General features: G+C 60.2%; 28 protein-coding genes. 15 read left to right on the plus strand and 13 right to left on the minus strand.

The features are described from left to right. Nucleotides 1–32: 32 nt before the first annotated feature. The 4 genes from prfA (at nt 33) to ACN19L_RS12735 (ending at nt 3977) form a co-directional block, all read left to right on the plus strand. On the plus strand, nt 33–1103 hold the full coding sequence (gene prfA, locus ACN19L_RS12720) for a peptide chain release factor 1 (RefSeq protein WP_226270976.1): 1071 nt from the start codon (nt 33–35) through the stop codon (nt 1101–1103). Nucleotides 1104–1260: 157 nt separating this feature from the next. Then, a complete protein-coding gene (locus tag ACN19L_RS12725; RefSeq protein ID WP_426489874.1) occupies nt 1261–2763 on the plus strand; it encodes a hypothetical protein in 1503 nt (500 codons plus the stop codon). A gap of 111 nt (nt 2764–2874) precedes the next feature. After that, on the plus strand, nt 2875–3297 hold the full coding sequence (locus tag ACN19L_RS12730; protein WP_226270974.1) for a secondary thiamine-phosphate synthase enzyme YjbQ: 423 nt from the start codon (nt 2875–2877) through the stop codon (nt 3295–3297). A gap of 98 nt (nt 3298–3395) precedes the next feature. Next, entirely contained in the window at nt 3396–3977 is a 582-nt protein-coding gene (locus tag ACN19L_RS12735) for a hypothetical protein (RefSeq protein WP_426489875.1), read from the plus strand. A 5-nt stretch (nt 3978–3982) separates the two neighbouring features. On the opposite strand, the gene ACN19L_RS12740 is transcribed toward ACN19L_RS12735, so the two are convergent. The 3 genes from ACN19L_RS12740 to gpmI are packed head-to-tail and all read right to left on the minus strand — an operon-like array spanning nt 3983 to nt 6690. Further along, nucleotides 3983–4564, minus strand: a complete 582-nt coding sequence (locus ACN19L_RS12740; protein WP_426489876.1) for a hypothetical protein — start codon at nt 4562–4564, stop codon at nt 3983–3985. Nucleotides 4565–4568: 4 nt separating this feature from the next. Next, entirely contained in the window at nt 4569–5150 is a 582-nt protein-coding gene (locus tag ACN19L_RS12745; protein ID WP_226270972.1) for a hypothetical protein, read from the minus strand. Continuing rightward, nucleotides 5143–6690, minus strand: a complete 1548-nt coding sequence (gene gpmI, locus ACN19L_RS12750) for a 2,3-bisphosphoglycerate-independent phosphoglycerate mutase (RefSeq protein ID WP_426489877.1) — start codon at nt 6688–6690, stop codon at nt 5143–5145. Before gpmI ends, ACN19L_RS12745 begins: the two co-directional genes overlap by 8 nt. Nucleotides 6691–6837: 147 nt before the next feature. Here gpmI and ACN19L_RS12755 point away from each other — a divergent pair, with 147 nt between their 5' ends. The 7 genes from ACN19L_RS12755 (at nt 6838) to ACN19L_RS12785 (ending at nt 11434) form a co-directional block, all read left to right on the plus strand. Further along, nucleotides 6838–7236 (plus strand): DUF4783 domain-containing protein, encoded by a 399-nt coding sequence (locus tag ACN19L_RS12755; RefSeq protein WP_426489878.1) that lies wholly within the window; start codon nt 6838–6840, stop codon nt 7234–7236. Nucleotides 7237–7377: 141 nt separating this feature from the next. After that, on the plus strand, nt 7378–8238 hold the full coding sequence (gene nadC, locus ACN19L_RS12760) for a carboxylating nicotinate-nucleotide diphosphorylase (RefSeq protein WP_426489879.1): 861 nt from the start codon (nt 7378–7380) through the stop codon (nt 8236–8238). Between the two features lie 111 nt (nt 8239–8349). Next, nucleotides 8350–8952: a hypothetical protein gene (locus ACN19L_RS12765; RefSeq protein WP_426489880.1), complete on the plus strand. Its 603-nt coding sequence runs from the start codon at nt 8350–8352 to the stop codon at nt 8950–8952. Nucleotides 8953–9009: 57 nt separating this feature from the next. Beyond that, nucleotides 9010–9429 carry a hypothetical protein gene (locus ACN19L_RS12770; RefSeq protein ID WP_426489881.1) on the plus strand — a complete coding sequence of 140 codons (420 nt, stop codon included), beginning with the start codon at nt 9010–9012 and terminating at the stop codon, nt 9427–9429. Between the two features lie 5 nt (nt 9430–9434). After that, nucleotides 9435–9710: a heavy metal-binding domain-containing protein gene (locus tag ACN19L_RS12775; protein ID WP_426489882.1), complete on the plus strand. Its 276-nt coding sequence runs from the start codon at nt 9435–9437 to the stop codon at nt 9708–9710. Between the two features lie 120 nt (nt 9711–9830). Beyond that, a complete protein-coding gene (locus tag ACN19L_RS12780) occupies nt 9831–10571 on the plus strand; it encodes a class I SAM-dependent methyltransferase (RefSeq protein ID WP_426489883.1) in 741 nt (246 codons plus the stop codon). A 131-nt stretch (nt 10572–10702) separates the two neighbouring features. Continuing rightward, on the plus strand, nt 10703–11434 hold the full coding sequence (locus tag ACN19L_RS12785) for a ZIP family metal transporter (protein ID WP_426489884.1): 732 nt from the start codon (nt 10703–10705) through the stop codon (nt 11432–11434). 30 nt (nt 11435–11464) lie between these two features. Here the strand turns inward: ACN19L_RS12785 and ACN19L_RS12790 are convergent, their stop codons facing one another. From ACN19L_RS12790 to ACN19L_RS12805, 4 genes are all read right to left on the minus strand, one after another. Continuing rightward, nucleotides 11465–12517 (minus strand): redoxin domain-containing protein, encoded by a 1053-nt coding sequence (locus ACN19L_RS12790; protein WP_426489885.1) that lies wholly within the window; start codon nt 12515–12517, stop codon nt 11465–11467. A gap of 156 nt (nt 12518–12673) precedes the next feature. Beyond that, on the minus strand, nt 12674–14251 hold the full coding sequence (locus ACN19L_RS12795; protein ID WP_426489886.1) for an OmpA family protein: 1578 nt from the start codon (nt 14249–14251) through the stop codon (nt 12674–12676). 153 nt (nt 14252–14404) lie between these two features. Then, nucleotides 14405–14737, minus strand: a complete 333-nt coding sequence (locus tag ACN19L_RS12800) for a chaperone modulator CbpM (protein ID WP_426489887.1) — start codon at nt 14735–14737, stop codon at nt 14405–14407. A 75-nt stretch (nt 14738–14812) separates the two neighbouring features. Then, nucleotides 14813–15718 (minus strand): DnaJ C-terminal domain-containing protein, encoded by a 906-nt coding sequence (locus ACN19L_RS12805; RefSeq protein WP_426489888.1) that lies wholly within the window; start codon nt 15716–15718, stop codon nt 14813–14815. Nucleotides 15719–15921: 203 nt separating this feature from the next. On the opposite strand from ACN19L_RS12805, the gene ACN19L_RS12810 reads away from it, so the two are divergent. Continuing rightward, nucleotides 15922–16335 (plus strand): DUF6799 domain-containing protein, encoded by a 414-nt coding sequence (locus tag ACN19L_RS12810; protein WP_426489889.1) that lies wholly within the window; start codon nt 15922–15924, stop codon nt 16333–16335. Between the two features lie 97 nt (nt 16336–16432). Here the strand turns inward: ACN19L_RS12810 and ACN19L_RS12815 are convergent, their stop codons facing one another. The 3 genes from ACN19L_RS12815 to ACN19L_RS12825 are packed head-to-tail and all read right to left on the minus strand — an operon-like array spanning nt 16433 to nt 17878. Then, nucleotides 16433–16636, minus strand: coding sequence for a hypothetical protein (locus ACN19L_RS12815; RefSeq protein WP_426489890.1), 204 nt, complete (start codon nt 16634–16636; stop codon nt 16433–16435). 16 nt (nt 16637–16652) lie between these two features. Then, the gene (locus ACN19L_RS12820) at nt 16653–17036 is read right to left on the minus strand and encodes a septal ring lytic transglycosylase RlpA family protein (RefSeq protein WP_426489891.1); all 384 of its coding nucleotides are present in this window, start codon (nt 17034–17036) and stop codon (nt 16653–16655) included. 8 nt (nt 17037–17044) lie between these two features. After that, a complete protein-coding gene (locus ACN19L_RS12825; RefSeq protein WP_426489892.1) occupies nt 17045–17878 on the minus strand; it encodes a glycoside hydrolase family 25 protein in 834 nt (277 codons plus the stop codon). Nucleotides 17879–18013: 135 nt separating this feature from the next. On the opposite strand from ACN19L_RS12825, the gene ACN19L_RS12830 reads away from it, so the two are divergent. Continuing rightward, complete coding sequence (locus ACN19L_RS12830; RefSeq protein WP_426489893.1) at nt 18014–18289, plus strand: VF530 family DNA-binding protein; 276 nt, start codon at nt 18014–18016, stop codon at nt 18287–18289. A 75-nt stretch (nt 18290–18364) separates the two neighbouring features. Further along, complete coding sequence (locus ACN19L_RS12835; protein WP_426489894.1) at nt 18365–18688, plus strand: hypothetical protein; 324 nt, start codon at nt 18365–18367, stop codon at nt 18686–18688. An 86-nt stretch (nt 18689–18774) separates the two neighbouring features. Here the strand turns inward: ACN19L_RS12835 and ACN19L_RS12840 are convergent, their stop codons facing one another. Both ACN19L_RS12840 and ACN19L_RS12845 read right to left on the minus strand, forming a co-directional pair. After that, nucleotides 18775–19155, minus strand: a complete 381-nt coding sequence (locus ACN19L_RS12840; RefSeq protein ID WP_426489895.1) for an Hsp20/alpha crystallin family protein — start codon at nt 19153–19155, stop codon at nt 18775–18777. A 297-nt stretch (nt 19156–19452) separates the two neighbouring features. Continuing rightward, nucleotides 19453–19821 carry a VOC family protein gene (locus tag ACN19L_RS12845; protein ID WP_426489896.1) on the minus strand — a complete coding sequence of 123 codons (369 nt, stop codon included), beginning with the start codon at nt 19819–19821 and terminating at the stop codon, nt 19453–19455. Between the two features lie 63 nt (nt 19822–19884). Here ACN19L_RS12845 and ACN19L_RS12850 point away from each other — a divergent pair, with 63 nt between their 5' ends. Further along, on the plus strand, nt 19885–20640 hold the full coding sequence (locus ACN19L_RS12850; protein ID WP_426489897.1) for a PPK2 family polyphosphate kinase: 756 nt from the start codon (nt 19885–19887) through the stop codon (nt 20638–20640). Nucleotides 20641–20697: 57 nt separating this feature from the next. On the opposite strand, the gene ACN19L_RS12855 is transcribed toward ACN19L_RS12850, so the two are convergent. Beyond that, nucleotides 20698–21264, minus strand: coding sequence for a GNAT family N-acetyltransferase (locus ACN19L_RS12855; protein WP_426489898.1), 567 nt, complete (start codon nt 21262–21264; stop codon nt 20698–20700). Nucleotides 21265–21336: the final 72 nt, after the last annotated feature.

Here is a 21336-nt window from a genome sequence, read left to right on the forward strand (position 1 = left end):
TTTGCACTCCCCATACATTTTCTGAAGGCAAGATGCTAGATAAACTGGAGGCCATCCAACAGCGCTTTGAGGACGTGAGCGAGCAGCTCACCCAGCCCGAAGCCATGAGCGACATGAAACGCTTCAAGGCCCTCAATAAGGAATACAAGGACCTCGGCAAAATCGTGACCGAGTACAAGGCGTACCAGAACGTGCTGGCCAACATCGACGGGGCCAAGGAGGTCATTGCCAACGAAAAGGACGAGGACTTCCGCCAGATGGCCAAGGACGAGCTGGAACTGCTCTACCCCGAGCAGGAGCGCCTGGAAGCCGTTATCAAGGAGCTGCTGATTCCCAAAGACCCCAACGACAGCAAGGATATCATCATGGAAATCCGGGCCGGGGCCGGGGGGGATGAGGCGGCCATTTTTGCCGGCGACTTGCAGCGTATGTACATGCGCTTCGCCGAAAAGCAGAACTGGAAAATGGAACTGGTAGACGCCACCGAGGGCACCTCGGGCGGCTACAAGGAAATTATCCTGGCCGTGAAGGGCGAGGACGTGTACGGCAAGCTCAAGTTCGAATCGGGGGTGCACCGCGTGCAGCGCGTGCCGGCCACCGAAACCCAGGGCCGCATTCACACCTCGGTAGCTTCTATTGTCGTGATGCCCGAGGCCGAGGAACTGGACGTGCAGATTGATATGAACGAGGTGCGCAAAGACCTGTTCATGTCGTCGGGTCCCGGCGGGCAGTCGGTAAACACCACCTACTCGGCCGTGCGCCTCACCCACTTGCCCACCGGCATTGTGGCCCAGTGCCAGGACCAGAAGTCGCAGCTCAAGAACTTTGATAAGGCCCTGCAGGTGCTCCGCTCCCGCCTCTACGAGATTGAGCTGGCCAAAAAGAACGAAGCCGAAGGCGCGGCCCGCAAGAGCATGATTGGCGGCGGCGACCGGTCGGACAAAATCCGCACCTACAACTACCCCCAGGGCCGCGTAACCGACCACCGCATCGGCCTCACGGTGTACAACCTGTCGTCGGTAATGGACGGCAACATCGACGAGTTTGTAGAGCAGCTGCGCATTGCCGAAAGCGCCGAGCGTTTGCAGGAAGGCGTAGGCTAGCAGCACACGCTTCAGTTTGTATGCGTGGCGTAAGCTTCAGCTTGCGCCGTGCGCCAATAGCCGCTCCGCCATGCACTAAGGCGGAGCGGTTTGCGTTACCCATTCTTTGTTAGGACGCGCCCTTTTCCGGAATGGCGCAAGCTGAAGCTTACGCCACATGCGCTTTCTGCTCCCGTTGTTGCTTGTTCTTTCGGCACTTACAGTGCTGCTGCCCGGCTGTGAGCCCAAGGAGGACATTATCACGACTGACAGCAGTGCCAAGCTGGAATTTGCCCAGGATACGGTGAAGTTTGATACCATTTTCGTATCGGTGGGCACCGTGAGCAAGCGGCTGTGGGTGTACAACCGCAACGCCCGCGCCGTGCGGGTGGCGGAAATCAGCCTGCAGAACCGGCCCGGCGTGACATACAGCCTGCTGGTGAATGGGCAACCTACCCTCACGGCCCGCGACGTGGAAATCCGGGGCAAGGACAGCCTGCTGGTGCTGGTGCGCGCCACCGTTGACCCCACGCCCTCCGACCTAAAGCCCTTTCTGGTGGTGGACGACCTGAAGTTCCGCACCAACGGCAACGAGCAGCTGGTGAAAGTGCTCAGCTACGGCCAGAACGCGTATTTTCACGATGCCGAGCGCATCGGCCGCAATACCACCTGGCGGGCCGACAAGCCCCACGTCATCTACAACTCCGTGCTGGTGGAGCGCGGGGCCACGCTGACCATTGAGGCCGGGGCGCGGATTTACTCCCATGCCGGCTCGTTTTTGGTGGTGCAGGGGCGGCTGCTGTGCAACCCTGCCTTTCAGCCGGCCGGGGAGCTGAAACCCGAGGACCGCAACTTCGTGCGCTTCCAGGGCGACCGGCGGGAGGAGCAGTACCAAGAAGTGCCCGGGCAGTGGGGCGGCATTCAGTTCGATACCCTCAGCCGCGACAATGTGGTGCGCTTCACTGAAATCCGGAACAGCAACTACGGGCTGTTCTTCTTCAACCGCCGCAACTACCAGCCTCATCCCAACGTGCTGGTCGAAAACTCCTTGTTCCGCAATATCTCCACCCTCAACAGTGGCTTTGGGGTGGAGGGCGCGGCTTTGCTGGGCGTGTACGGCGACTTTGTGGTGCGCAACACGCTCATCACCAATTGCGAGCAGTACGCGCTGTTCGGCATCGGCAACGTCAACCAACTGGACTACGTGACGGTGGCCAACTACGCCCGCATCGTGCGCGACAAGCCCTCGGTGCTGCTGGCGCCCTCCATTGAAATCAACCGGGTGCCCACGCCGGCCGTGGCCCCGCGTCTGGTGCTGCGCAATAGCATTGTGTGGGGTACCAATAAGGACGGCAATGAGCTGGGCTTTGTAAGCGGGGAGCTTTACCCCAGCACCATCAGCATCAGCAACAGCGTGCTGAAAACCAAGGAATACGATAACACCGGGGCATTGGGCCAACGCAAAAACGGTAACATCCTGAATCCCATTGAAGGCCCTAATTACCTGTTCAGGAGTACGCCCAACCGGTTCCGGGGCAGAACACTGGACTTCCAGCTGGATACCCTCTCGCCCGCCAGCAACAAGGCCGTGCCGCTGTCCGGCCTCACCCGCGACCTGCTCAACCGCCCCCGCAGCTCCACCACGCCGGATATCGGGGCCTACGAGCGGGTGAATCCGTAGGGGCGTAGTGAGTAGAAAGTACGGAGTAGTGAGCCGCTTATTCTGCTGACTTTTTCTTTGGTTGTCGGGCGAATATCTCACTACTCCGTACTTACTACTCACCACTACCTTATGCACTTCATCCAGAAACGCCTGCGGCTGCCGGCCGTGAGCCGGGGCTTTCACTTGATTACCGATTTGCTGGTGGCCGAGCTGCCCGAGCTGGAGCAGATTCAGGTCGGCACGGCGCAGTTCTTCATTCAGCACACCTCCGCCAGCCTGAGCATCAACGAAAACGCCGACCCCACCGTGCGGCACGATTTCGAGCAGTTCTTCAACCGGCTGGCCCCCGAAAACGCCCCGTATTTTCGCCACACCCTGGAAGGCCCCGACGATATGCCGGCCCACCTTAAAGCCAGCCTGCTGGGCCATGCTGTGCAGGTGCCTATTATGCGCGGCGAGCTGGCTTTAGGAACCTGGCAGGGTATTTACCTGGGCGAGCACCGCAACCACGGCGGCCGCCGCTGGGTACTGGCTACGCTGATGGGGAAATAGCTTGAGTTGGGCTGGCAAACCGCACAGACTGAACGAAATATTTATGGGTCAGCAAGCCGTAGGCCTGAGATTCGCGTATAGGACTGAAAATCTGTCTCATGCCTGTTGCCCTGTTCATCGTTACCGGAAAAGCTGCCGTAGCTGCGTCGTTGTACGTGGCAATGGGACTGGGTACGGCAGCAGAAACGGGGCCGGAGTCCGGTAAGCCAGCCGTTCGCAAAGTGCCTGCGCAAACGGGCCGCGCCGCCCGCCCGGCCGCCGGGCCGCCCGCCGTCCGGGTGGTACGCCTCACCAACGACTCGCTGGCCGGCCAGCCGTTTGGGGAAGAGCCTACGGTGCCGGAGCTGTTGCGGGCCGGGGGCAAGGTAGTCGCCCGCAAACCCTGCCGCAACCTCTACGAAGCCGGCCAGATAGATACCGTGCTGCTGGTGCGGCACCAGGGCAACGTGTTTGAGTTTTACCGGGCTCCGGAAAAAGACCTGCTGCGCGATGCGCGGGTAGTCAACTTTGAGCCCGCCTACGGCCGCCGCCTGCGCACCCGCCTGGCCGCTGCCCACCGCCCCGCCGCCAGCACCATTGACAAAGTCCGCATCGGTGATTCGGAGCGCACCAATTACGTGTCGGTAGTGTACCAAAGCGGCCGCCTCAGCACGGTACACGTGGAGCCGTACGTGGATTAGTGCCGCTACAGCTTTTGCAGTAATTGGCGTAGCGCCCACGCTTCCAGCAGAAATAAGCCCGCAAGCGGCAGGATAAACAGCTGTTCATATGACAGCATAAACCAACTGCTCGGCAGATAATCTGTCTGTGGCAAAAAGCTACGTATCAGCGGAGAAAACAGGTTGACCGTCAGCAACACGCAACACACAGAGGTAACTACACGGCTGTATTGCAGCCGCGGCAGCCAGAAAAGCTGGCTTACCACGTACGCGCCAATTACCGACCAGTACGCCCACCAGTAGGGCCCCAGCATGCGGTTGAATTGGGCATATAATTCTGCCTCTGCCTGGGAAATATCATCTGGACTGGACCCAATGAAGGCATACTGCTCAAACGAAGTTTGGGCATACCAGGCCGCAACGACGTCGTACGCCGCAGGTAGTTCAGAGGCTAGCATCAGCAGGCACGAGCCCGCAAACAGACGATTCAGAATACCTGTTTCCGCACGAAATCCCGGCAACAGTTTTCGATGCAGGAGCATGGCCGCCGGAGCGGCTACCAGATAGGTAATGCGGTGGAAATAGGCCCACTCCAGCAGCCAGTTCATGCCGCTATTGCACCTGCCCGCGCACGGCGTAGCGCACGGAGTCAAATAGAATCAGCTTTTGCACGCCGGTGACGCGGTAGCTTACTACCTCGCCGTTCTGGCAGCGCAGCTCCAGATTTTTGGTGGAGTACACCAGCGGATTATCCTGCGCTACCACGGCCGTGATGCTCTGTACCGCCGGGCCCTGCTGCACTACGGTCAGTTGCTCTACCGGAAAGTCAGTGCCGGGCTGACGGCGGTAGGTGCGCTGCACCAGGCCGCCCGAAAGCTGCACTGAGTCGATGGCGTAGAGGCCGCGCAGGGCGGGCTTGTTGATATCGGCCTGCTGGAAAATCTGCAGCTCCTGGGCCCAGTCGGTGGGCTGGGTGCGGGTGGTTTCCTGCTGCCCGTCGCGCAATAGCACCTGCTTTTCCACGGCCGGGCGGCGGCGGTCCAGCCGGGTAGCCTGCGTCTGCAAGAAGCCGAGCAGATTGAAATACGCGGGCTTGCGGTTGGCCGGGTTAGGGCGTACAGTTGCCGAGCCTTCAGGGCCGCAGGCAGCCAGGCCCAGCACCCCGGCCAGCAGTGCCGCCGCCAGCTTACGCATTCAGGGCTGTTTCTGAGCGCAGCAGGCTCTGGCCATTCATGGCTTCCGGCTGCGGCAGGCCCATCAGCTCCAGCACGGTGGGGGCAATGTCGCCGAGCTTACCATCGGCTACGGTGCCGTGGTAGTCGTTGCTGGCCAGAATGCAGGGCACCAGGTTGGTGGTGTGGGCCGTATTGGGCGAGCCGTCGGGGTTCACCATCATGTCGGCGTTGCCGTGGTCGGCAATGATGATGCAGGCGTAATCGGAGGCCAGTGCGGCTTCCACTACGGCCTGGGTGCAGGCATCTACGGCTTCGGCGGCTTTCACGGCGGCTTCGAACACGCCGGTATGGCCCACCATGTCGGTGTTGGCGAAGTTCAGGACCACAAAATCAGCCGATTTGGCCTGCAGCTCCGGTACCAGCGCGTCGCGCAGTTCATAGGCGCTCATTTCGGGCTGCAGGTCGTAGGTAGCCACTTTAGGCGAGTTGCGCAGAATGCGCTTCTCCCCGCCAAACTCCACCTCCCGGCCACCCGAGAAGAAGAACGTCACGTGCGGGTACTTCTCCGTTTCGGCAATGCGAATCTGGGTTTTGCCGTGGGCCGCCAGCACTTCGCCCAGGGTTTCTTCCAGGTTGTCCTTCTCGAAGATGGGCGTGACGCCGGTAAAGGTGGCGTCGTAGTTGGTCATGGTGTAGTACTGCAGGTTCAGGCGGTGCATCTGGAAGGCGTGAAAATCCTGCTGCGTCAGTGCCTGCGTGATTTCCCGGCCCCGGTCGGTGCGGAAGTTGAAGCAAATCACCACGTCGCCCTCCTGAATGGTGGTCAGCGGCTGGCCATCGGCCCCGGTTTTCACAATGGGCTTCAGGAACTCGTCGGTTACGCCTTCCTTATACTGCTCCTGGATGCTCTGAATCAGGTTCTGGGAAGGCGTGCCGCGGCCGTTTACCAGCAGGTCGTAGGCAATTTTTACCCGCTCCCAGCGGTTGTCCCGGTCCATGGCGTAGTAGCGACCCACCACGGAGACAATGCGCCCGCTGGCCCCGCGCTGCAGGTGCTGCTCCAGGTCGTTCACGTAGCTCACGCCACCCTTGGGGTCGGTGTCGCGGCCGTCGGTGAAGGCGTGAATGAACACGTTGTGTACTTCCTCATCGTGGGCAATGGTGCACAGGGCTTTCAGGTGCTCGATGTGGGAATGCACGCCGCCATCCGACAGCAGGCCCATCAGGTGTACGGGCTTGTTGTTGAGGCGGGCGTACTCGAAGGCTTTGGCCAACGCCGGCATCTGGGCCAGTTTCCGCTCCCGAATGGATTTATTGATGCGCACCAGATCCTGGTACACCACGCGGCCGGCCCCAATGTTCATGTGGCCTACCTCCGAGTTGCCCATCTGCCCGTCGGGCAAACCCACGGCTTCGCCGGAGGCCTGCAGCTTGCTGTGCGGAAAGCGCTGAAACAGGGAATCAACAAATGGCGTACGTGCCTGATCAATAGCCGAAACCTCTTTGTTCTGCGCCAGCCCCCAGCCGTCGAGAATTACCAGCAATACCTGTTTGTTCATGGGGGCAAAGATAGGCCAGATGCGGCGAAACGCCCACGTTTTGCCTAACTTGGTGGCGGAAGAAATACGCGCCCGCACCTGCGGTGGTGGCGCCCATCAGCTTGGCATCATTTTAGCACCTTGCATGACGAACACTTACCTGTTAGCATGAAACGTTCCTTCTTTTTGGCTTTTGCGCTGGTCTGCAGCCTGCTGCTCTCGGCCGGAGCTATGGCTCAGGGCGAGGCGTTTGGGCCCGTGCGCACCGCTATTCGAAGCTCTTCTTCCCGGGATTTGGCGCAGTATTTTGCCCCTACCGTGGAGCTAAGCTTTGATGGCGACAAGCAGAGCTACAGCGCCACGCAGGCGGAGTTTGTGATGCGCGACTTCTTCGCCAAGCATTCCCCCGCTTCCTTCGACTTCATTCACTATGGCGGCAGCAACGAAGGCACGCCCTACGCCGTGGGCAAATACACTGGTAAAGACGGTGCCTACCGCATGTTTGTGAAAATGAAACCGGCCGGGGGCAGCCTGAAAATTGCCACCATTGACTTTACCAAAGAATAACCAACCCCGCAGCGGGTAAACCCGTTGAACGAAAGCGCCGTGGCAGCCTGCCGCGGCGCTTTTTTTGTGCCCTCCGCCCGCGCAGGCCGGCTTTGCGGAACAAGGGCAACGGAACGGCCTGTTTTTGCTTATTTTTGCACCGTGCAATCCCCCGCCTACCTCATTCCCGCCGCCCTCGATACCTTTATCCGGACCGCTCTGGCCGAAGATATCGGTGATGGAGACCATTCTGCCCTGTCGGCTATTCCGGCTGAGGCCCACAACCGCGCGCAGCTGCTGATTAAGGATGAAGGGGTGCTGGCCGGCGTGGAGCTGGCCCACCGGATCTTCCGCACCGTGGATGCCGAGCTGCAAGTGGAGCAGCGCCTGGCCGACGGGGCCCGGGTACAGCACGGCGACGTAGCCCTGGTGGTGGAAGGCCGCGCCCAGAGCATTCTGACGGCGGAGCGGCTGGTGCTTAACTGCATGCAGCGCATGAGCGGCATTGCCACCCGCACCGCTCACCTCACCAGCCTGCTGGCCGGTACCCACGCCAAACTGCTCGATACCCGCAAAACCACGCCCAACTTTCGTATCTGCGAGAAGTGGGCCGTGCTGATTGGTGGGGGCGTTAACCACCGCTACGGTCTGTTCGACATGATTATCCTCAAGGATAACCACGTGGACTATGCCGGGGGCATCCGGCAGGCCATTGAAGCCTCCCGGGCCTACCTGAGCCGCACCGGCCGCCAGCTGCCCATCGAAATTGAAACGCGCAATCTGAGTGAGGTGCAGCAGGCCCTGGAGGCCGGCGGCATCAACCGGATCATGCTCGATAACATGAGCCCCGCCCAGCTGCGCGAAGCCGTGGCTTTGGTGGCCGGCCGCTACCTTTTGGAGGCCAGCGGCGGCATCACTGAGGAAACCATTGCCGAAATAGCTGCCACCGGCGTCGATTATATTTCGGTGGGTGCCCTTACGCATTCCATCCGCAGCCTCGACATGAGCCTGAAAGCATTTTAATTTTTGATGTGAGGAATGTGGAAAATGTGCTGAATGTGCTAGCCTGAAAAAAACGGTACGCAGCATCATCACAGTCAAAACACATTCAGCACATTTTCCACATTCATACCAATGCAACTCCCCAATCAACGCGGCGCCTATCGGCAGGTACAGCAGCAGCAAGGCGCTTCGCCGCTGGCCATCCGCACCAAAAAGCACCAGCTCGATACCGAAACCTATACCAAAGTGGCCATGGCCCGGGTGTGGCGGCGCGAGTGGTGGTACGCCCTGTTTCCGCTGGTACTGGGGCTGCTGCCGGCTCTCATCTGGCCTTCGTGGTGGTGGGTAGCCGTGGCCCTGCTGCTCACGCTGGTGTACGTGCTGTTCCGCTCGGCCCAGGTAACCGGCGTAACGCAGGTGGAGCAAACCAAGCCCCTGTTTGAAAAGCTCAGCTACGAGTTTGATAACAAGCAGATTGTGCTGCGCCGCAACGATAAGGAGGGCATGCGCCTGACCTGGGATATGATTGGGGAGGTAAAGCGCGAGGCTGACGGCTACCTGCTGCTGCTGAAGGCTCCCGAACTGCCCCAGGACCTGAAAGGCTGGCGCCTGTGGGTGGCCAAAACCTTCGATACGCCCATCTTTGTGCAGGTGCCCGACCGGATTTTTAACTCTGCCAACGACCAGAAGCTGTTCGACAGCATGCTGCGCCGGAAAAACCTGTTGCCCGGCTAAGGGCCCGTAGTATTCTCCTGATTTCCTGAACCTGACAGATAACCGACTTTTTTCTCCATGAGCAAGCAACTCGTACTTTCCGCCCTGGCCCTGGCTACCCTCACCCTAAACGCCTGCAGCAGCGAACCGTCTGACTGGCGTTCCGACAAAAAAGTGTCGGTGGATATGGTGGAGCCCGGTGGCCGCTCGTCCGATAACTTCGACCAGCACACCAGCGAATCGGCAAGCCAGCATAAAGGCGGGGCTATTGAAGAGCCCATCAGCTCGGAAGTAACGCTGGACGAGCCCAACCAGGCCAAGCGCACCACCGACGAAGAGGCCCGTACTGCTAATGCTGCCGACGCTGCAGAAACCAACAGTGCCGAGGCTACCCAGAGCGTGCGTAAAGACACCAAGGCGGAGGAGAACAACTCCACCACTACTGGTGCCAGCCAGGAGGGTGCCACTACGCCCACCACCACCGACATTAAAAAGTAGTAGTGATGAACCTGACCCTCTGGAGCCGCGTCATCTGCGGTAGTCTGCTGGTGGCCGCCCTGGGCCTGACCGGGTGCGAATCCAAGCCTGCCGCCCAGGAGGCTGCCACCACGCCTACGCTGGCCGCCCCCGCCGACTCGGCGGCTACGCCGGTGGCTACGGCTGCGTACATCTGCCCGATGGGCTGCAAGGGCAGCGAGAGTGACAAGCCAGGCAAATGCCCGGTGTGCGGGATGGAGCTGGAGCCCAACCCAGTTGCCAAAACCGCCACCGAGCTTTGATTTAATTTCTAAGGGCCCCATATTTGCAACATTATTGCAAATATGGGGCCCCGTATTTGCTTCCTGAACCGGCAAGGGGCGTACCAACGCCCCTTGCCGGTTTTATTGCATACCCTGCTTATGCCTCCTGACGTTGCCGAATGGTTTAGTACCTGGTTTGATTCGCCCTATTATCACCGGCTTTACCAAAACCGTGACTACGCCGAGGCCCGGGCATTTCTGAGTCGGCTACTGACGCACCTGCACCCCAAGCCGGAGGCCCGGCTGCTGGACCTGGCCTGCGGCAAAGGACGGCACGCGCGCTACCTCAGCGAGCAGGGGTTTGCTGTGACCGGCGTGGATTTATCGCCCCAAAGCATTGCGGCGGCCCGGGAGTTTGCTCACGCCCGCCTGCAGTTTCACGTGCACGATATGCGGGAGCCGCTGCCCTTCGGCCCCTTTGATGTGGTACTGAACCTGTTCACCAGCTTCGGCTACTTTGAGCAGGAGGCGGAGAATGTGGTGGCGCTGCGCAACGCGGCCGCCGTAGTACGCCCCGGGGGCAAGCTGGTCATCGACTTTCTAAACACGGAACTGGCCATCCGGACGTTGGTGGCGCACGAAACGAAAATAGTGGAAGGCACTGCGTTCCACTTGCACCGCCATTTTCAGAATGATTTCATCGTGAAGGAAATACGCTTTCAGGATGATGAAGGCCGGCCGCAGTGTTTCGAGGAGCGGGTGCGGGCCCTCAATCTGGAGCGGTTTGAGGAGTACTTCCACATGGCCGGCCTGCGGCTGGCCGAGGTACTGGGCGACTATCAGCTTCAGCCTTTCGACCCCAAAACCAGCCCCCGAATGATTTTCGTGCTGAAGAAGTGATGAGGTGAAAAACGGCAAGGGGCAAGTGGGAGGTAAATGGTGACAAGTACGGCTTGCCCATTGCCTTGTCTGTCCCCGTCACCATTCACCTGTTGCTGTTCACCAGTTACCAATTACTCTTTTCCCCGCTTATGTGGTTTGCAGTTGCTGCGTTGTTTGTAACGGTGCTGGGGGCCGGCTGGCTGACCCGCCTGCTGCCCACGGCCCGCACTACCTGGATGAAGCCGCTGTTGGCGTTCAGCGGGGCGTATCTGTTCACGCTAACGGTTACGCATTTGCTGCCGGAGTCGCTGCAGATGCTGCCGGGGCACACGGTAGGCTACTTCGTGCTGGCCGGCTTTTTCGGACAGATGATTCTGGAGGTGTTTTCGCAGGGCGTGGAGCACGGGCACGTGCATCATCATACCGAGCACGCCGGGCGGGTGCCGTTTCTTCTGCTGTTTTCTCTGGTGCTGCACTCGTTTCTGGAGGGCAGTATCCTGGTGAAAACGCCGGAAGCCGGCGACGTCAGCCAGAACTTCTACGCTATTCTGGCCGGGGTGGCGCTGCACCACATTCCGGCTGCTTTTGCCCTAATGGCGGCTTTGCTGCTGCGGCTGGGTTCCTTCCGGCGGGCGGTGCCGTACCTGCTGCTGTTTGCCGTGGCCGGGCCGGCGGGCATCATCGTCAGCAACTTTGTGGTGCTGGAGCAGCTGCTCACGGGCGGGCTATACGCGGGCCTGCTGGGGCTGGTGGCCGGTAATTTTCTGCACGTATCCACCACCATCCTCTTCGAAACCAGCCCCGACCACAGCCTGAACGTGCGCAAGCTGGCCGCCACGCTGGCCGGCCTGCTGCTGGCGTTGGCCGTTGACTGGGTGTAGCAAGCCGTTGGGTACAATGCCGAGAGGCTGCTACGGCTTCGGCAGCGCGGTCAGTGCCTTGCTCAACTCCTCCACGTCGGAAGTGCGGGCTACTACCACACCCTGCGGATTTAGCAGCAGGTAAGTGGGGAAGGCGTTGATGTTGTAGGTGGTCAGCACCGGAGTTGCGTCGCCGGCCAGCTCGGAGAGCTGCAGCCCGGGCGCGTGGTGCTTCCGGATGGTCTGCAGCCAGGCGGGCTTGTCCTTAGCATCCTCAGCGGCTACGCCCACAAACTGCACCTGCTGCCCGTATTGTTGATGGAGAGCAGCAAGCTGGGGCATCACCCGAATGCAGGGCCCGCACCAATGACCCCAGAAATCGAGCAGCACGTACCGGCCCCGCAGGCGGCTCAGGGAAGTTGCCACGCCGGCCGTATCGGGCATCGTGAAGTCGGGCGCGGCCCGGCCTACTACCGGCATGTTGTGCAGTACCGTGAGGCGCTTGGCAATTTCGCGGCCCTGCACGGAGTTCTGCTGGGCTTTGGGCAAGCGCGCAAACAGGCGGCGGTACTGGTCTTCCCGGGTATCATCGTAGCGGGTCTGCCACAACAGAATATCGGGGCTGGCCCGGGAAGTCAGGTGCTGCTCCACAAACTGCAGCGACGCCTGTACCCGCTGGTGCCGGAGCGAATCCGTAGACTGTTTGGCGGCCAGAGCCTTCTGCACGTTGGCGTAAAAAGGCCATTCTATCTGCTGGCGATACTGCGTGAGTACGTCGTTGCCGGGCGTACCCGTGAAGGTGAGCTGGTTTGGCACAGCGGCCGTGCCCTGCACCCGCACCGTGCCCGGCTCCACCCAGAAACTGGTCCACTGCGTGGGGTCAATAACCAGCTCCACCTCCCCGTTGTCGGAGGGGTGGGCCGTGTAGCGGAACTGGTCGTTGCGGGCCCGCACGGTATCGGCGTGCTCCCGGCCCTGGTAGGTGTAACGGAAAACGATGGGCCGCTGGCCAATGCCGGTGATGGTGCCCGCGAGCTGGCAGGCCGGTGGGGCTGGAGTGTAGGCGAACAGGGCACTGAACGCCAGTAAAACCGGATAAAGCATAGTGCTAACGTGAAGCAGATGACGAATGGATAGAAAAACTGGTCGACAAAAGCCGCGGTAAGGACCGGAGGAACCGCCGAAATAGAAAGCCAATGATACTAAAAAAGCGGCCTGCTCACGTGAGCAGGCCGCTTTTTTAGTGGAGATTCCGTCGGATTACTTACGACGTACCGGAGCTTTGCGTACCGGAGCCTTCTTGGCCGGAGCCTTGGGAGCCGCTTTCACGGGAGCCGCCGGAATTTCGGGGGCCGGACCGTATTTGGACTCAGCCGGGTTCGGGTCGCCGGGCAGGTACACATCGAACTCTACGCGGCGGTTGATGGCGCGGCCGGCTTCGGTGGCGTTGTCGGCAATGGGCTTGGTTTCGCCGTAGCCGTGCGACACGATCCGGTCAGCGGGAACACCTTTGCGCAGCATGTAAGCCCGGGCCGAGGCGGCGCGCTCATCTGACAGACGCAGGTTGTAGGCATCCTCCCCTTTATTATCGGCGTGGGCCGAAATGCCGAGGTAATAGTCCGGGTAGTCGTTCATGATTTTTACCAGGGCATCCAGGGTCGGGAACGAAATAGGCTTCAGGGTAGCCTTATCAAACTCAAACTGGATATACTTGGTAGCCTCTTTCAGGCGCTTTACCTCCTCAGGCTTCATTTCCGGGCAGCCTTTGTTGGAAGCCGGACCGGGACGGTTGGGGCAACGGTCCTGGTAGTCCGGAACACCATCACCATCGGTATCAATGGGGCAGCCGCTGGCGTCCACTTTCACGCCGCCGGGGGTGTTGGGGCACTTGTCATTCTGATCAATTACACCGTCGTTATCCGAGTCGGGGCAGCCCTGCAGCTCGGCTTTGCCGGGAGTGTCGGGGCACTTGTCTTCGCTGTCACGCACACCGTCACCGTCCCGGTCGGGGCAGCCTTCCAGCGCGGCCAGACCTTTTTCGGTGGGGCACTTATCCTGGTAGTCCGGAACACCGTCGCCGTCGCCGTCAAGCGGGCAGCCGTTCATATCCACGGCAACGCCGGCCGGGGTGCCGGGGCACTTGTCTTTCTTGTCCGAAACACCGTCGTTGTCTTCGTCCTTCATCTTACCGAAGGCAATGTTCAGGCCCACGGTGTGCTGCAGGAACCGGTCGTCAAACTTGTTGTCGTCGCGGGGCTCCACGCCGTCGATGTTGGCATTGAGCGGCACGTGCTGGCCGGTCTGCACGAACAGGGTCACGGCGTCGCCCAGACGGAAGTCGATACCGGCCGCGCCGAACAGGTCGAAGTGGTTTTTGTCGTTGGCGATGTTGTTGGCTACGCCGTTGCGGTTGAAGGTGCCTTCCCGGCTGGTGTACGTCAGGCCGGGGGCCGCCAGCAGGTAGGGCCGCACGGGCGAATCCTCACCGAACAGCTTGAATTTCAGGCCCAGGTTCACGTTCACCACGTTGGTGGCGAAGTTGCTGCCGAAGTAGGGAGCACCGGCGGGCGTGTTCTTTTTCAGCTCCACGTAGTTGCCGCTCAGCTGCACATCCAGGCCTTTGGAGATGTAGCGGCTGAAGGTGATGCCGGGGGCGTACTTGTTCTCGCTCCAGTCCCAGTAGTCGGAGCCGTAGTTGCCCTTGTACTGCATGGCGCTGACGTTGATGCCGATGGCCGTCTTCCGGTCAGCGTTTTGGGCTTGCGTAAGGTGGGGAGCGAAAGCGCAGGTGGCCAGGCCCAGCGCCAGTGCCCTCGGGAGAGGAATGCGTGGAAGCATATAAAGATGAAAAAAGGTGGCTGGTGAGGAAAACTCGATTTTCCGGGTTGGGCTTTTATACCTCAACCATGCAGAAAGGTTGTGTGAGTGCTATATATTGAACTTTGCAGAGTGCAAAACCAGTGGCGGGTGGTGCCTGAATGGCCGCCTTCTTTACCGAAAGTTCACATCCAACAGAGGCCCCGAGCCGCGCAGAAACAGCTCCAGCTGCTGCACCCGGGCACGCTGCTGCCGCAGCTCCTGCTGCACCTGCTCCAGACGCTGACGCATGGCCAGCACTACCTCCAGACTGTCCTTGCTCAGGCCCAGGTCATGATGAAGCCGGGCCAGGCGGGCTACGTGCAAAGGCTCCTCGCGCAAGGCATTGGGTACATCCGGAGCGTTCTGTAACAAGCCCAGATCCACAAACTCGCGGATGTCGGCTTCGCTCAGACCATACTGGGTGGCACAGTCGTGATACGTAATGGTGATGATGTGGGCTTCCATGAGGTAAAGGGTTATGGAGTATCTGAGGCCTGATTTTGGGTCTCGGACTGGAGCCGGTGCTCCGTGGCGGCCTAGTTACTTGCGCAGGTCGGCGAGCTGGCGAAACAAGGATTTTTCCTGCTCCGTGAGATGCTGGGGCAACGTCAGGCTCAGTCGCAGGTACAGGTCGCCGAACTGACCGGCCTGCCGGTACACCGGAAACCCCTTGCCGCGCAGCCGCAGGCGGGTGCCGTTCTGGGTTTCGGGCTTAATAGTGATTTTAACGGGCCCTGATAAGGTTTCTACGGTTTGCTCCCCGCCCAGCAGGGCGGTATAGATGCTCACTGGTACGTCCATCGTCAGGTCGTTGCCGGTACGGGAGTAGCGGGCATCGGGTCGGATGCGCAGGGTGATGTACAGGGAGCCATGGGGCCCGCCGCTGCGGCCGGGCCCGCCCTGGTCGCGCAGCCGGATTACCTGCCCGTCCTCCACACCCGGCTGAATGGTGATGCGCAGGTTTTTGCCGTTGACGGTGAGCGTGCGGGGCCCGCCATGATAAGCTTCCGCCAGCGTCAGCTCCAACTCGGCCTGGTAGTCCTGACCGCCGCGGGGCCGGGCACTGCCGCCGCCCATGCCGCCAAACATGGAACTGAAGAAGTCCGAGAAGTCAGTTCCGCCAAACGGGTCGTCGTCGCCAAAGCCGCCGCCCTGGGTGTACTGGCTCCAGTCGAAGCCGCCGCCGGGCTGCCCACCCCGGCCGGCCCCGGCCTGCTGGTAGCGTTGCCAGTCGGCACCCAGCTGGTCGTACTTCTGGCGCTTCTCGTCGTCGCTGAGTACTTCGTTGGCCTCGTTGATTTCCTTGAACTTGCGCTCCGCCTCGGCGTCGCTGGGGTTCACATCGGGGTGGTACTGGCGGGCCAGCTTGCGGTAAGCCTTCTTGATCTGGTCCTTGCTGGCGGTTTTGTCAACGCCCAGCGTCTGGTAGTAATCTTTGTAGTCCACGGGGGGGCGGGGGAGGAGTGAGTACAGGGTAGCGCAACCAAAAAACGCCGGTTCCGAATATTTTGAAACGAAACCAGTCAGTGCGGGGTTACCGGCCTGATTCAGTAGCTTAGCTGGCCGCCATTGCGTATCTTAACTACCGCCGCCGCCGGGCTGCTCTTCCTTCACATTTTCCTTCCTCTTATTTTCTCAATCCCACTCGCATGAAGTTATTTCCTACCCTGTGCGCCGCCCTGCTCCTGACGAGCCTAGCTACTCTCTCGGCCGAGGCGCAGACGAAGCTGCCACCCCGCCGCCCGGTGCAGCCCCGGCCTAAAGCCGCGGCTCCCGTGGGCGTAACCATGAAAGACGGCTTTCTAATGAAGGATGGTAAAGTAATGGTTACCCGCGACGCGCATACGGAGCCCCTGACTACCGAAACCAGCGTGGTTAACGGCACTAAAATCAATGCCAGCGGCCTGGTAACCATGCCCAATGGCACCACCACCACCCTGAAAGAGGGGGACTATATGTCGCTGACGGGCCGCCTGACTACTATGGCCATGAAGGCCGAGCAGGACAGCCTGATGCAGCTGGCCAAGAACGGCAAGGGGAAAGTTAAAATGAAGAAAAAGTAGGTGGAGGAAGGGCCGCAACCGGCTGCCTTCCCCCACCTATTGCCCCCAAAAAACCGGCTGCCCGCATCTTACCTGATGCGGGCAGCCGGTTTGGCGTTTAGCGGCGGGTGGTTTGGGTGTAGTCCTGAAAAATCAGTGCTACCTCGGCTTCGTCGCGGGCCTCTACTACCTCATCCAGTACAAACTGAATTTCGGCTTCCGTCCAGCCCTGAGCTTCGGCGGCTTTTACAAAGGCTCCCAGCTGGGTAAACCGATCCGCCTCGGCGGGTTGAGTCCACTGTACTTTCTTGCGGATTCGCATGGGTAAAGAAGATTGGTTAGGGGGCTTTGCGCACTACTTTGAGCTCCACGGGTGCTACGCCGGCCTCTATAATACCAATTTTACGGGCGGCCTTCTTTGATAAATCGATGATGCGGCCTTTGGCGTGGGGCCCCCGGTCAGTAACGGTTACCTTCACGGAGCGGTGGTTGCGCGGGTTGGTCACGCGCACCACAGTGCCGAAGGGCAAGGTATTGTGGGCGGCGGTGCGCTTGCCGGGCCGGTACACGGAGCCGCTGGCCGTTTGGCGGCCATCAAACTTATCAGCGTAAAAGGAAGCCTTGCCGGTTTGGGTGAAGGTGTTGCCCCCGCCGGCGCAGCTACCGAGCAATAACGCCACCGGAGCCACCCGCAAAGCAGTCAGCCGAAAAAGAAAACGCATACGCAGTGTTAGTTAGGAGTAGCCTTGGTCCCGGGCGGAGGAATACGCAGGGCCAGCAGCCGCTGGAAGTTGCCCTGAAAGACGTTGAAATCTACTGTACCCCGAATGCCGGGGATGTAGCCCTCGTCGGAGTGCTGCCAGATAATCCACTTCTCGCGGGGCAGAGAAGGCTGCGCTACCTCATAATGGGCCAGCCAGAGCGGATACTTATCGAAGTGGCCGGCCAGGTGGCGTTTGTAGAAGCTATAGTTGGAGTACAGAATGGGCCGCACTCCGTAGTGCCGCTCCACCAGCCGCAGCCAGGTGGCCACGCCCCGGCGCATCCGGGCCACATCATGGAATTCAGCGTGCTCCACATCCAGTACGGGCGGTAAGTCGCCGGGGGCCAAGGGGACGGTGCGGGTAAACAGGTTGGCCTGCTTGGTTGCGTCGTAGTTGGGCTGGAAATAGTGGTAAGCGCCGCGGTAGATGCCGGCGGCACGGGCCCCCCGCCAGTTGCGCTGAAACCGGTTGTCGCGCAGGGTAACACCTTCGGTAGCTTTGATGAAGGCAAACCGCACCCGGTGGCCCGCCACCTGGGGCCAGTCAATTTTGCCCTGGTACGCCGATACATCAATGCCGTGCACGGAATAACCAGCCAGCAGGGGCGTTTTCTCGCGGCCCGTCAGGTAGCGGCTGATGAGTGAGGCGTAGGTGAGGCGGGCGTAGCGGTTTACCTGCCGCTGGTGGCGCCCATACCAGATGCCCGCCAGTACCAGCAGCACCAGCCCGGCCACCGGCAGCCCGCGCCGCCACCAGGGACGGACAACTGCGGGGCGACGGGCAGGGCGGGTAGCGGGCATACGAAAACCGGGTAGTTGCCAAAGGTAACGCACCCATCGACGTTTCTGGTGCCCAGCCTCGGCAGAAAACGGCCGTCCGGCATCCAAGTACGTGCCGCTTTTTGCACTTTTGCACTTCACTTACCCTGCTGAAGAATGGCCACTATATCCAATCTGCCCTCGGATGCCCGCGACGAATCGGGCCGGCTGATTCGGGAGCTGCACGGTGTAACGCTGGCTCAGATTCTGGACTATCTGGTGACGGCCTACGGCTGGCCGGAGCTGGACCGCCGCATCCGCATCAACTGCTTTGCCGTGAATCCCAGCATCAAATCCAGCCTCACGTTTCTGCGCCGCACACCCTGGGCCCGCACCAAGGTAGAGGAATTATACATCCAGACGCGCACGGCCGAAGTGCTGGGCCGGCGGTAGTGGGTGGCTGTTGTGCATCATGAAGAACCTGTCTTGACCACCTGGCTACCCAAAACACAACCACCCAACCACCCCATGGCGGACATACGAGAAAAGAGTGGGCCGCAGGCCCTGCTGGCCGGAGCCGCCCTGTTCGTGGTATTTGAGGTCCTGACGTATTACGTACTGAAGCTGGCCACGGCCGGCCTGGGCATGCCCGACCAGATGCAGCCCGAAAACACCATTGTGAGCAATTGGGTGAAGGCCGTGGTATTCCTGCTGCTGTACCTGGCCGTGGTAGTAGTGGCCGTGCTGGTACTGAGCAACCGCCTGCCCCGGCGCTACCGAGGACAGGTTATGGGGTGGTTCTACGTCTCGTTGGGACTGGCTTTTGTACTGCTGTGGCCCTTATTCAACTAGCGGGCAATAAAAAAGCCACCGCGGAGAGCAGTGGCGGATGAAACCATGGGCCGGTCGGTCCCGGCGTTATAGGCAACTGGGTAAAATTAGCGCTGCTTGATGTTGATTTCGCGGGGCTCGGCGTCCGTTTGGTACGGAATACGCACCTGCAGTTCTTGGCCCTCAAATACCGCATCAATGCGGGTAAGGTCGAGGCCCTGGGGCAGTTTCAGCACGCGGCTGAACAGCGGAGCAGCCAACTGGTCATCGGGCGCATGCCGAAATTCGGCAAACACCGTCAGTACGTTTTCGTTGAGTACCACGTGAAAATTATCGGAGCTGACGGAGGGAGCCGCCACGCGCACAACTACGCCCTTTTCGCGCTTGTCAATCCGCATACTAGCCTGCGCAATACCGCCACCCAACGTATTCATCAGGTCGAGGTGAGGCATCATGCTACGGATGAAATCTTTGCTGATTAGGTTCATGGTAAAGTCCCTTTCTGGTGGTGATAGGGTATTTCCAAATCTCATACCAAACCCAGAAAGAGGATTTCAGACGAACTTACAGGTCAAAAAGTCTTGTTTTGCTGTGTGGGCCGGGTTTGCTATATGTCATTGTGTCTGAAATGCTGCGTCCGGCTGTTGCACAGGCGTTACTACTGGTGCGGTAGTTTTTTACTGCCTTAGCTGCGGCCAGCCGCCTGGGATGTGGGGGCAACTGAAGCTGGTAAATAAGCCGTATCGATGATTCACCGATTACCGCACCGGCGGCTGGCGACGATGCTACTGTGTGGCCGGTAGCTGAAAGTGCGGATTCTGGATAACGCCAAACAGATTGCCGAATGGATCCTGCACCGTACCCAACCGGATGCCGCCGCCCACATCGTATACGGGCTCGTGCGGGTGCGCGCCGTGGGCTACCAGTCGAGCGAAGGCCGCATCGGCATCGGCTACGCCCCAGTAAGTTACGGGGCCGCACTGCCCGGCGACGGGACCATCGGGGTCGAGCCCCAGTTCGTAGCCGCCTACAGTGAAGCCTACGTAGAAGGGCTCATCAAAATACGGCTCTTGTTCCAGCACTTGGCTATACCAGGCTTTGGCTTTCGCCAAATCGCCCACGGGATACACAATGGTGCGCAATCCTTGCAACATAGGGGTCGGGTTTAGATACTGGATACAAGTTGCCATATTTTACATCGACTACAACGCCTTGCCATGTCCTCCGCCAATCTTGCCAAGTTGCCCACCCGTGCTCCTGCCGACTACCACAAAAACACCACGTTGCGCGAACTGAAAAAGCTGCGGCAGGAGCTGATTGAGTTGCAGGACCGGCTTTACGCCGAGAATAAACACAGTGTGCTGGTGGTACTGCAAGGCATGGATGCCAGCGGCAAGGATGGCCTGATCCGGCGCGTATTCAGCGGTATCAATCCCCAGGGAGTGCGGGTGCATGCGTTTAAGGAGCCCACGGAGCTAGAACTGGCCCATGATTTTCTCTGGCGTATCCATCAGCAAGTGCCGCCACGGGGTATGCTGCAGGTGTTCAACCGCTCCCACTACGAGGATGTGCTTATTACACGTGTAGATGGATTAATAACCACGGAGGAAGCCCGGCGCCGGTTCACGGCCATCAATGCCTTCGAGAAGCTCCTGCAGCAGGCGGGCACGGTGATTCTTAAATTTTACCTGCACGTTTCGCAGGAGGAGCAACAGGAACGGCTGCAGGAGCGCCTCACCGACCCCACCAAAAAATGGAAGTACGAAGCCGGCGACGAGCAGAAAGTTAGCCAGTGGCCACAGTACAAGGCGGTATACGAAGACGTGTTCGAGCACTGTAACCCCGCCAGCTGCCCCTGGCATATTGTGCCCGCCGACCAGAACTGGTACAAAGCCTACGTGGTAGCCCGTACCCTCCGCGACGCCCTCGTAAAGCTCGACCCCCAATACCCGGAAAAACAGAACGTATCATGAGGGCGAGCAGATGACAACAGGCTTCTTCGGGTTGCGGTGAAGCCTGTTGCGTACATTCTACGCTTTTGGGGGCGTTTTATCCGCCTCTGTTACGTCGCGGCCGAATAGCTGACGGCCGTCAGCATCCAGTGCGTCGGAAATACGCTTGAACCCGTTGGCCTCCAGCGTGCGGCGGGCGGCATCGTTGGCGGGCGGGGTGCGGGCGGTGAGGTAGCGCACCATTCCCGTATCGGCCGCGTGGCGGACCAGGCCGGCTACCAGTTCAGTGCCAACACCGCGGCCCTGCCAATCATCCGCCACCGAAAAGCCAATCTCCGCCGTAGCATCAGCAGGTGGCCCGTGAAAGCCCCCGGCTCCTACTATGGTGTTCTTCGCCGCTTCCGCTCCAGCCCGCAGGATAGCGTACCAGCCGTACCAGCCCGCCGCGTCGCGGCCCCCGGCCGTAAGCTGATCCAGAAAAAATTGCTGAGCGTCCCGATCATACTCGCCCGGGGGCCAGTGCGCTGGCATTTCAGCCCCCAGCAGTACGGGAAAATAGTGGGGCTTGGTAAGTTCAGCCGTGAGCAGGGCGCGGCTGGCGGCAATGAGAGTCAGGCGGGGAGTAAAGGCAATCAGTGGAATCATACCACAACTATACGTAGATGAAGTGGACCGGGCCAGCCAAAGTTTGGGGGCCGACACTGGACTGACCCCGGC

It is taken from the genome of Hymenobacter sp. 102, assembly GCF_049949205.1.
Taxonomy (GTDB): Bacteria; Bacteroidota; Bacteroidia; order Cytophagales; family Hymenobacteraceae; genus Hymenobacter.